We start from the raw sequence: 7,148 nt of genomic DNA on the forward strand, positions 1-7,148 counted from the left end.
GTCCGTAGTAGCGGAAATTGGATAACACTAGCGCGCCAGCTGGATAGTCGCGACTAGGAAAGGCCAAGGACTCAGAATCTGACAATGTCAGTTCAACGCCGAGTGATGCGTTGGACAAGTAAGCATCTGTCCAATGCGGCTCCAGGGCTGGAGCATCGACGATCCCAAGCTCCTTCAGCAACGACTCGATTTCTCGCTCGCCGTAGTGGTAGCCAAGGTGGGCGAAGTGATCCATATCGATTCTCGAATGTCGTGGTCCGGGAGGACTGGTCGTCTTGTGGGTTCATTGAGAGCGGTTGTTGCTCGGAGCGATCAGTCCACTGCCAGCGGATCGCCGAGACTCGCGCTCTTGGACATGCTCAACTACATGTCGCCGTTCTCAGATTGGTCCCGATCGAGGGTGTCGGAGTGGTTGTCGATAGTCGCCACTACATTGGTGATGGCACTGGGCCAGGAACTATTGATCGTCGTCCGGGGTGAGTCCATACAAGTATTCCGAAATGGAGCCCGATCGGGCGAGCGAGCGCTTCATCCCCACTTCACCGCCACTCCATCGCCTCGCCATGCGCCGATCCCACGCTGTACCCCCGGATCCAGCAAGGTGACGCCGCGATGCCTCAGACTCCCCCTGCCAACGACTACGACGTGGTCATCGTCGGCGCTAGTTTTGGTGGTGCCGCCTGCGCACTTGCCGCCGCTCAGTACGGCCTGCGCGTCTGCGTGCTCGAGCGCAAGGCCGACCCTGGCGAACGCCTGCACACCACCGGTATCGTGGTGAAGGAGGCGATGGAACAGACCTGGCTGGGGCGCATGCCCGATCATCTCGTGCAACGCGTCGCACGCGTGCGCCTGTATGCGCCGAACCTGCACAACGTGCTGCTGACCGCACCGGGTTACTACTTCCTCACCACCGATACGCCGAACCTGATGCGCTGGCTGGCCAGCGAACTGCGTGCCAATGGCGTGGACCTGCGTCTGCAGCAGTCGTTCACCGACGCCTGCCGCGACGGCGACGCGTGGCAGGTTGAAGGGGTGGGGCGCACGGCCTATCTGGTCGGCGCTGATGGCGCACGATCACGTGTTGCCCAGCGTACCGGCCTGGGCCAGGTGCGCGACAATCTGTATGGCGTCGAGCGCGAGTTTGCCGGCGTGCAGCTGCCGGAAGGCGATGCCTTGCACTGCTTTGTCAGCCGCCGATTCGCATCCGGCTACATCGGCTGGGCCGCGCAGAACCCCACCGGCGTGCAGGTGGGATTGGCGCTGCGGCATGATCCCGCACATGCACGCGCGCCGGATATCGAGGGATTCCTTGAACACGTGCGCGACGTTGTGGGACTTCCGCACTCGGCCCAGGTTGCCGGCACCCGCGCGGGGCTGGTGCCCTGCGGGTTGCCGGATGGCCCGATCACCGCGCCGGGCGTGATCCTGACCGGTGATGCGGCAGGTGTTGTTTCGCCGCTGTCGGCCGGCGGCATCCACTCGTCATGGCGGCATGGCTGGGCGGTCGGTGATGCGATCGGGTTGCACCGGCGCGGCAAGGGGCCGGCCGCAGAGCAGGTGGCGCGTCAGGCGGCCCCCACCTTTCACCGCAAGCGCATGCTGCGCTGGGCAATGGACCACCTGCAGCAGGACTGGCCGGTCAATGCGCTGCTGCGTACCGGCCCGATGCGCCGGCTGGCCGAGCAGATCTACTTCCATCGGCGGGGCGTGTGGATGTGATCCTGAAGCTGAACGCTGCTTCATGAGGGGGCAGCAGAATCCTGTTGACGCCGTGCAGCAATCCCGACACAATAGCGCTCCTTCGACGCAGGTCGAACGGAATCTGCGGGAATAGCTCAGTTGGTAGAGCGCAACCTTGCCAAGGTTGAGGTCGCGAGTTCGAGTCTCGTTTCCCGCTCCAGATTCAGAAAAACGCTCCCGCAAGGGGGCGTTTTTCGTTTGCGCACCGGAAAGGGATTGCGATCGCGCTAGCGCGGGCTGCCTCGGCCCGCACCGCACCAGGTTCGCACGTCCGCACGATCGAAGCCGGCGCAGGCGTTCTTCCGCGTGATGTACAGATACGGGGCGTCGGCCCGGTAGGTGAAGTGGTAGTAGTAGTTCCGGTCCTGGCCGTACAACCAGTAGTTCGACGAGCCCTCGTTGATCACGTAGGGCTCGAAGGAAAAGATCGACGACTGCGCGGGAATGAAGTTGCTGCGGTCCATCAGCAGCATGGCCGCGTTCGACGCCAACGGAGTGGTCAGGCAGATCGCCGTCGTACCCACGATGAGCACGGTCGCGAAGATGCCGAGCGTGCGGCGAAGGGCGGATTTCAAGCGTATTGCCTGCCAGTGTAAGCGTTCAGGACAATGTGCCGCAGCGCCCGCGGACAGTCCAGCGTTCAGCTTGGCGGCGCCGATGAAAGGCTGTGGAAAGGCCGAGGGTTCGCAATGCATGCACCGCACACGCGCTGTAACGCACCTCCGACCGATTCTCCATGTCCACTCCACAATCGCGGCGTAGCCTCCTCGGCTTCTCTCTCCACGAAGGCGGGCGGGTGGCCAGTCGCATCACTTTCCCGGCAGCGTTCGCGCGCCGGTATGCCGTCGTCCCACGCATCGTCCTGGGTACCGGGGCGCTGCTGACCAGCATGATGCTGGTGGGCTGCATGTCGGTGCCGGTTCCCGATCTGCCTGATCGCGTACCAGCAGTCTGGAGTCAGACCGCGGCAGGGCAGGGCGTAGCGGTCGACGCGCGGCAGTGGTGGAAGGTGCTGGCCGATGCGCGCTTGAACGCGCTGGTGGACGAGGCCGTCGCCGGCAATCTGGACCTGCGCCAGGCCACCCTGCGGTTGCAGGCGGTACGCCTGCTGTCGGGCACCTCCGATGCGCGCTTCCGTCCGGAAATCTCCGCCAGTGCCAAGCAGGTGCAGGACGCCGCCGCGGTCGACACGTACTTCCACGCCGGCGTTGAAGCGATCTGGGATCTTGGCCTGTTTGGCGCAGCGGAGAGTGCCCGTCTGAGCGCGCAGGCGGCCAACGGAAATGCCGAAGCACTGCGCGATGCGGCACAGGTGGCGGTCATCGCTGATGTGGTGCGCAGCTACCTGGATCTTTCCGTCGCGCAGGCGCAGGTGGATCTGCTGGGCAGGCAGCAGGCCGTTGACGCACGTGGCGAGCAACTGGGCCTGGTTCGGCAGCGCCTGCATCTGGACGAGCCCGGTGAACTGGATCGCCTGCGCGCGCGGCGGGCGGCCACGCGCGCGGCCATTGCACAGGCGAATGAGAACGCGGGCAACGCCTCGCGCGCGTTGGCGCTGCTGCTGGGTCGCGATGGTCCGGATCCGGCCTGGAATGCCTACCGCACGCCACCGCAGTTGAGCGCCTTCACCCTGCAGCAGGTGCCGGCCGACCTGCTGCGCCATCGCCCGCAGATCCTGCTGGCCGAGGCCGATGTGCTGCAGGCTGCCGCCGAAAAGGGCAGTGCACGCGCGTCGATGTTCCCGAAACTGAGCCTGGGCGGTTCCATCCTTTACGCCTACAACCTGACCCAGAACGCTCGCTCCAACTCTGATTCCAGCCCATCGATTGGTCCCTACATCGATATCCCTCTGTGGGATTGGGGCCAACGTCGCGCGCGCTATCAATCCGACGACAAGCAGCTGGATGCAGCCCTGCTGGGGTATCGCAAGGCAGTGCTGCAGGGCGTGGCGGAAGTGGAGGGTGCACTGGGCAGCCTGGCCCGCCAGGACAGCAGCATCCAGTCGCTGCAGGTGGCCGACGAAGCAGCCCGGCAGCAGGTCGCACGACAGGCCCGGCAGGTGCAGCTTGGTCTTTCCAGTGAGTTCGACGGGTTGGAAACCCAGCGTGCCGCGCTGTCCGCGCAGGCCGACCTGATCGGCGCGCAGGGTGCTCGCGTRCTTGCATTCGCATCGCTCTATCGCGCAGTGGGCGGTGCTCCCTTGCCAGCCGAGCCTGAAGGCGACGCGCAATGATCGCGCTTGCCCGCAAGACCCTGGTTTACGAGTGGCGCCGTTTCCTGCCGGTAGTGCTGGCCATGTGTTTCGCCGGCGTGCTGCTGATCGTGCAGGCGGCACTGGTGCTGGGCATCTTCGGCACCGCCGCGATCTACGTGAAGGCGTCCAGCGCCGATGTCTGGGCGGGCTTTGCCGGCACGCAGAGCGTGAACTACGGTCATGCGATCAGTGCGGATGTAGAGAATCGCCTGCGGATGGACCCGGATGTCACCCGCGTCGAACCCTACGAGTGGGTCGATGGCGAGTGGCGCTCCAGCGCACAGGGTGCCGGCAACGTGTCGGTCTATCTGTCCGGCATCTCCACGGCAGGCGACGCGATGATGTTCTCGCGCATCCTGTCGCCCGATCTGCGTGCCCGGTTGCGCGAACCCGGTGCGGTGATCGTCGACAGCGCGGACCTGGATACGCTGGGCGTCGATCTGCACCGCAACCGCGCGTGGATCAATGGCAAGGCCGTGCGTGTGGTTGCAGCGCAACCCGGCCTGCGTGGCCTTGGCGGCGTCAACGTGCTGGCGTCTTTGGATACCGCGCGTGCCATCGCCGGAACCGATCCGCATGAAGGCAGCACCTATTTCGTGGCGGGCACGCGCTCACCGGAGCTGGCCGCGCGCGTGCGCGATCGCCTCAGTGCATCGACGGGCCGCGCCACGCCCGTCGAGTTCTGGACAGCGCCGGAGTTCGCCAGTCGTTCGCAGCAATACTGGCTGTTCGATACCGGCGCCGGCATCGCAGTGCTGTTCATGGCGGTCATTGTCTGCTTCGTCGGCGCGGTGATCACCAACCAGTCATTTGCCGCAGTGGTGGCCGGGTCGGTACGCGAGTACGCCACCCTCAATGCGCTCGGCGCAGGCCGCTACGCCCTGGCTCGTGTGGTGTTCGAACAGGCCGTGCTGATCGGTGGTGTCGGCATGCTGCTGGCCGCAGCCTTCAGCGCGGTGGTGCTGATGGCCGCGCAGACCCAGCGCGTACCGGTACAGCTCACGCCGATGGTGGTTCTTGGCTGCGTGGCGCTGGTCGCGGTGATGGCCATGCTGTCGAGCATCATGGCGGTGCGCAGCGTCGTCCGTTCCGATCCATCGCTGCTGTTGCGTTGAGGGGCCACCGATGACGAATGCTCCCATCGCGATCCCGACCCTGCGTGCCGACGCACTCGAAAAGGGCTTCGTGTCCGGCGATGTGCATGTGCCCGTGCTGCGTGGCCTGTCGTTGGACATCTATCCCGGCGAATTGACCCTGGTATCGGGCCCCTCCGGCTGCGGCAAGAGCACGCTGCTGTCGCTCATGTCCGGGCTCTCAACGCCTGATGGCGGTCGCGTGCATGCGCTTGGCCAGGACGTCAGCCACATGACCCGCAGCGAGGTGGAGCGCTTCCGTCTGCACCACGTCGGTTTCGTGTTCCAGGGCTTCAACCTGTTCCCGGCGCTGACGGCGCTGGAGCAGGTGCAGCTGCCATTGGGCTATCGCGGCATGCGCAACCGCGACAGCGAGCCGTTGGCTCGGCAGGCGCTGGACGAAGTCGGCCTCTCGCACCGCAGCCACATGCGCCCGGCACAGCTGTCCGGCGGCGAGAAGCAGCGCGTAGCCGTCGCCCGTGCGTTCGCCAAGTCACCCACGCTGATCTTCGCCGATGAGCCCACCAGCGCACTGGACGCCGAGAACGGCCAGCGCGTGATCGACATCCTGCACCGCTATGCACGAGCGCATCAGGCCACGGTGTTGTGTGTAAGCCACGATCCACGCCTGATCCGCCATGCGGATCGGGTGATCGCCATGGAAGACGGCACGGTCCGCGATGACCGCCGCCAGAACGAAACCGTAGAGCACAGCCCATGACCAGAATGCCGCGATTGTTCTCCCTCAGCTTCTCCTTGGGCGCGACATTGCTGCTGGGTGCCTGCAGCAAGGATGCACCCGTACCCGCGCAGCCGACCGCTGCCACGTCCGCCAGCGCGGACAACGTCGCCGTCGCCCGCGGCATCATCGATGTGGAAGGCGGGCTGATTGCACTGGTACCAGCGATGGATGGTTCGGTCAGCGCCGCGCCGGTGAAGGAAGGGGCGGTGGTGCGCAAGGGCGATGTCCTGCTCACCCTGGATGGCGCACTGCTTGAACAGGAGGTGGGCATGGCCAATGCCGATCTCGCGCTGGCCACCGACCGGCTGAAGGGCAGTCAGGCGCAGCTGCGCGAACTGGAGCGCAACGCCACCCGCCTGGCCACCGGCGCCAGTGAAGGCGTGTCGTCCAGCCAGCAGGCCGACGCAGCCAGGCAGCAGCTGGCCGGCGTCCGCGCCGATGTGGATGTGGCCGGAGCGCAGGTCGACATGGCCCAGCACAAGCTGGAGCACGCCAGGCTCAAGCTGCGACAGATGTTGCTGACCGCACCGGACGCCGGCATCGTGGTCGGCCAGGTGCCGGGCGTGGGTGCGTTCGTGCAGGCCGGCAAGCCGGCGATGTCACTGTTGCCGGCGCGACCGTTGCAGGTGCGTGCCGAGCTGAGTGCGGCCTACGCCGATGCCGTGCAGGTTGGCATGCGTGCGACGGTGGTGATCGATAGCGATGGCGCAGAGGGCAAGCCACTGCCGGTGGCACGTGTGGTCCGCATCAGCCCGGTGTTCGCGCAGGCACGATTGCCCGAAGACGCAGGGCGCGGCGTGGCCAAGGTGGTGGAGTGCGTGCTGGAATTCGAGAGCGCCGCCAAGGCGCGCGTCGGCCAACATGTGYGGGTGGAGTTCCACAGGTAGGGGCGTGCTTCGCTAGGGGCGTGCGCGTCGGGTCTGTTTCCCGGCCAACGCCCGCCACGCACTGGCCAGCGTCACCACGCACAGCGCCAGCAGCAATCCCACATCCAGAAGCAGCAGCCACAGCAGGTGCATTCCCTGCACCGGCGCCTGGTGCAGGGCGGCGGCCAGCCACGGGAACGACCAGGCCAGCAGCAGCACCAGGGCGATCAGCAGCCGCAACCACACGCGCCCTGGTTTCCAGGGACGCACGATCAGCACGGTGACCAACAGTTCCGCTCCGGCCAGTACAGCGAACTGGATGACCGCGCCGGTGGGGTAGGGCAGGGTTGCGCCTTCGAAGTGGCGCAGCATCCAATAGTCCGGGGTGAAGCCTGCATTGATCAGTGCAGCAA

Annotated in this window: 8 protein-coding genes and 1 tRNA gene; 6 read left to right on the forward strand and 3 right to left on the reverse strand. The window is 65.9% G+C overall.

Annotation, left to right across the window (positions count from 1 at the left end):
- A partial coding sequence (locus tag AC1DJN_RS19235; RefSeq protein WP_478039826.1) for a hypothetical protein occupies positions 1-235 on the reverse strand: 235 nt, incomplete at its 3' end.
- Between the two features lie 377 nt (positions 236-612).
- Between AC1DJN_RS19235 and AC1DJN_RS19240 the strand changes: the two genes are divergently transcribed.
- Together AC1DJN_RS19240 and AC1DJN_RS19245 are read left to right on the forward strand one after the other, a co-directional pair.
- Positions 613-1,719: an NAD(P)/FAD-dependent oxidoreductase gene (locus tag AC1DJN_RS19240; RefSeq protein WP_442251047.1), complete on the forward strand. Its 1,107-nt coding sequence runs from the start codon at positions 613-615 to the stop codon at positions 1,717-1,719.
- Between the two features lie 105 nt (positions 1,720-1,824).
- Positions 1,825-1,900 (forward strand) — tRNA-Gly (locus AC1DJN_RS19245).
- A gap of 67 nt (positions 1,901-1,967) precedes the next feature.
- On the opposite strand, the gene AC1DJN_RS19250 is transcribed toward AC1DJN_RS19245, so the two are convergent.
- Positions 1,968-2,315 (reverse strand): hypothetical protein, encoded by a 348-nt coding sequence (locus AC1DJN_RS19250; protein WP_227416593.1) that lies wholly within the window; start codon positions 2,313-2,315, stop codon positions 1,968-1,970.
- Positions 2,316-2,476: 161 nt separating this feature from the next.
- Between AC1DJN_RS19250 and AC1DJN_RS19255 the strand changes: the two genes are divergently transcribed.
- From AC1DJN_RS19255 to AC1DJN_RS19270, 4 genes are read left to right on the forward strand one after another with little or no spacing between them, the layout of a single operon-like run.
- The gene (locus AC1DJN_RS19255) at positions 2,477-3,973 is read left to right on the forward strand and encodes a TolC family protein (protein ID WP_442251048.1); all 1,497 of its coding nucleotides are present in this window, start codon (positions 2,477-2,479) and stop codon (positions 3,971-3,973) included.
- Positions 3,970-5,109, forward strand: coding sequence for an ABC transporter permease (locus tag AC1DJN_RS19260; protein WP_100436061.1), 1,140 nt, complete (start codon positions 3,970-3,972; stop codon positions 5,107-5,109). The genes AC1DJN_RS19255 and AC1DJN_RS19260 overlap by 4 nt, the downstream gene beginning before the upstream one ends.
- Before the next feature lie 10 nt (positions 5,110-5,119).
- On the forward strand, positions 5,120-5,848 hold the full coding sequence (locus tag AC1DJN_RS19265; protein ID WP_223482219.1) for an ABC transporter ATP-binding protein: 729 nt from the start codon (positions 5,120-5,122) through the stop codon (positions 5,846-5,848).
- On the forward strand, positions 5,845-6,756 hold the full coding sequence (locus AC1DJN_RS19270; RefSeq protein ID WP_478039828.1) for an HlyD family secretion protein: 912 nt from the start codon (positions 5,845-5,847) through the stop codon (positions 6,754-6,756). The genes AC1DJN_RS19265 and AC1DJN_RS19270 overlap by 4 nt, the downstream gene beginning before the upstream one ends.
- Before the next feature lie 12 nt (positions 6,757-6,768).
- On the opposite strand, the gene AC1DJN_RS19275 is transcribed toward AC1DJN_RS19270, so the two are convergent.
- Positions 6,769-7,148: hypothetical protein (locus AC1DJN_RS19275; RefSeq protein WP_478039830.1), on the reverse strand; the 380-nt coding region annotated here is incomplete at its 5' end.

The sequence above is a fragment of the Stenotrophomonas sp. 05L414_2 genome (assembly GCF_056397905.1).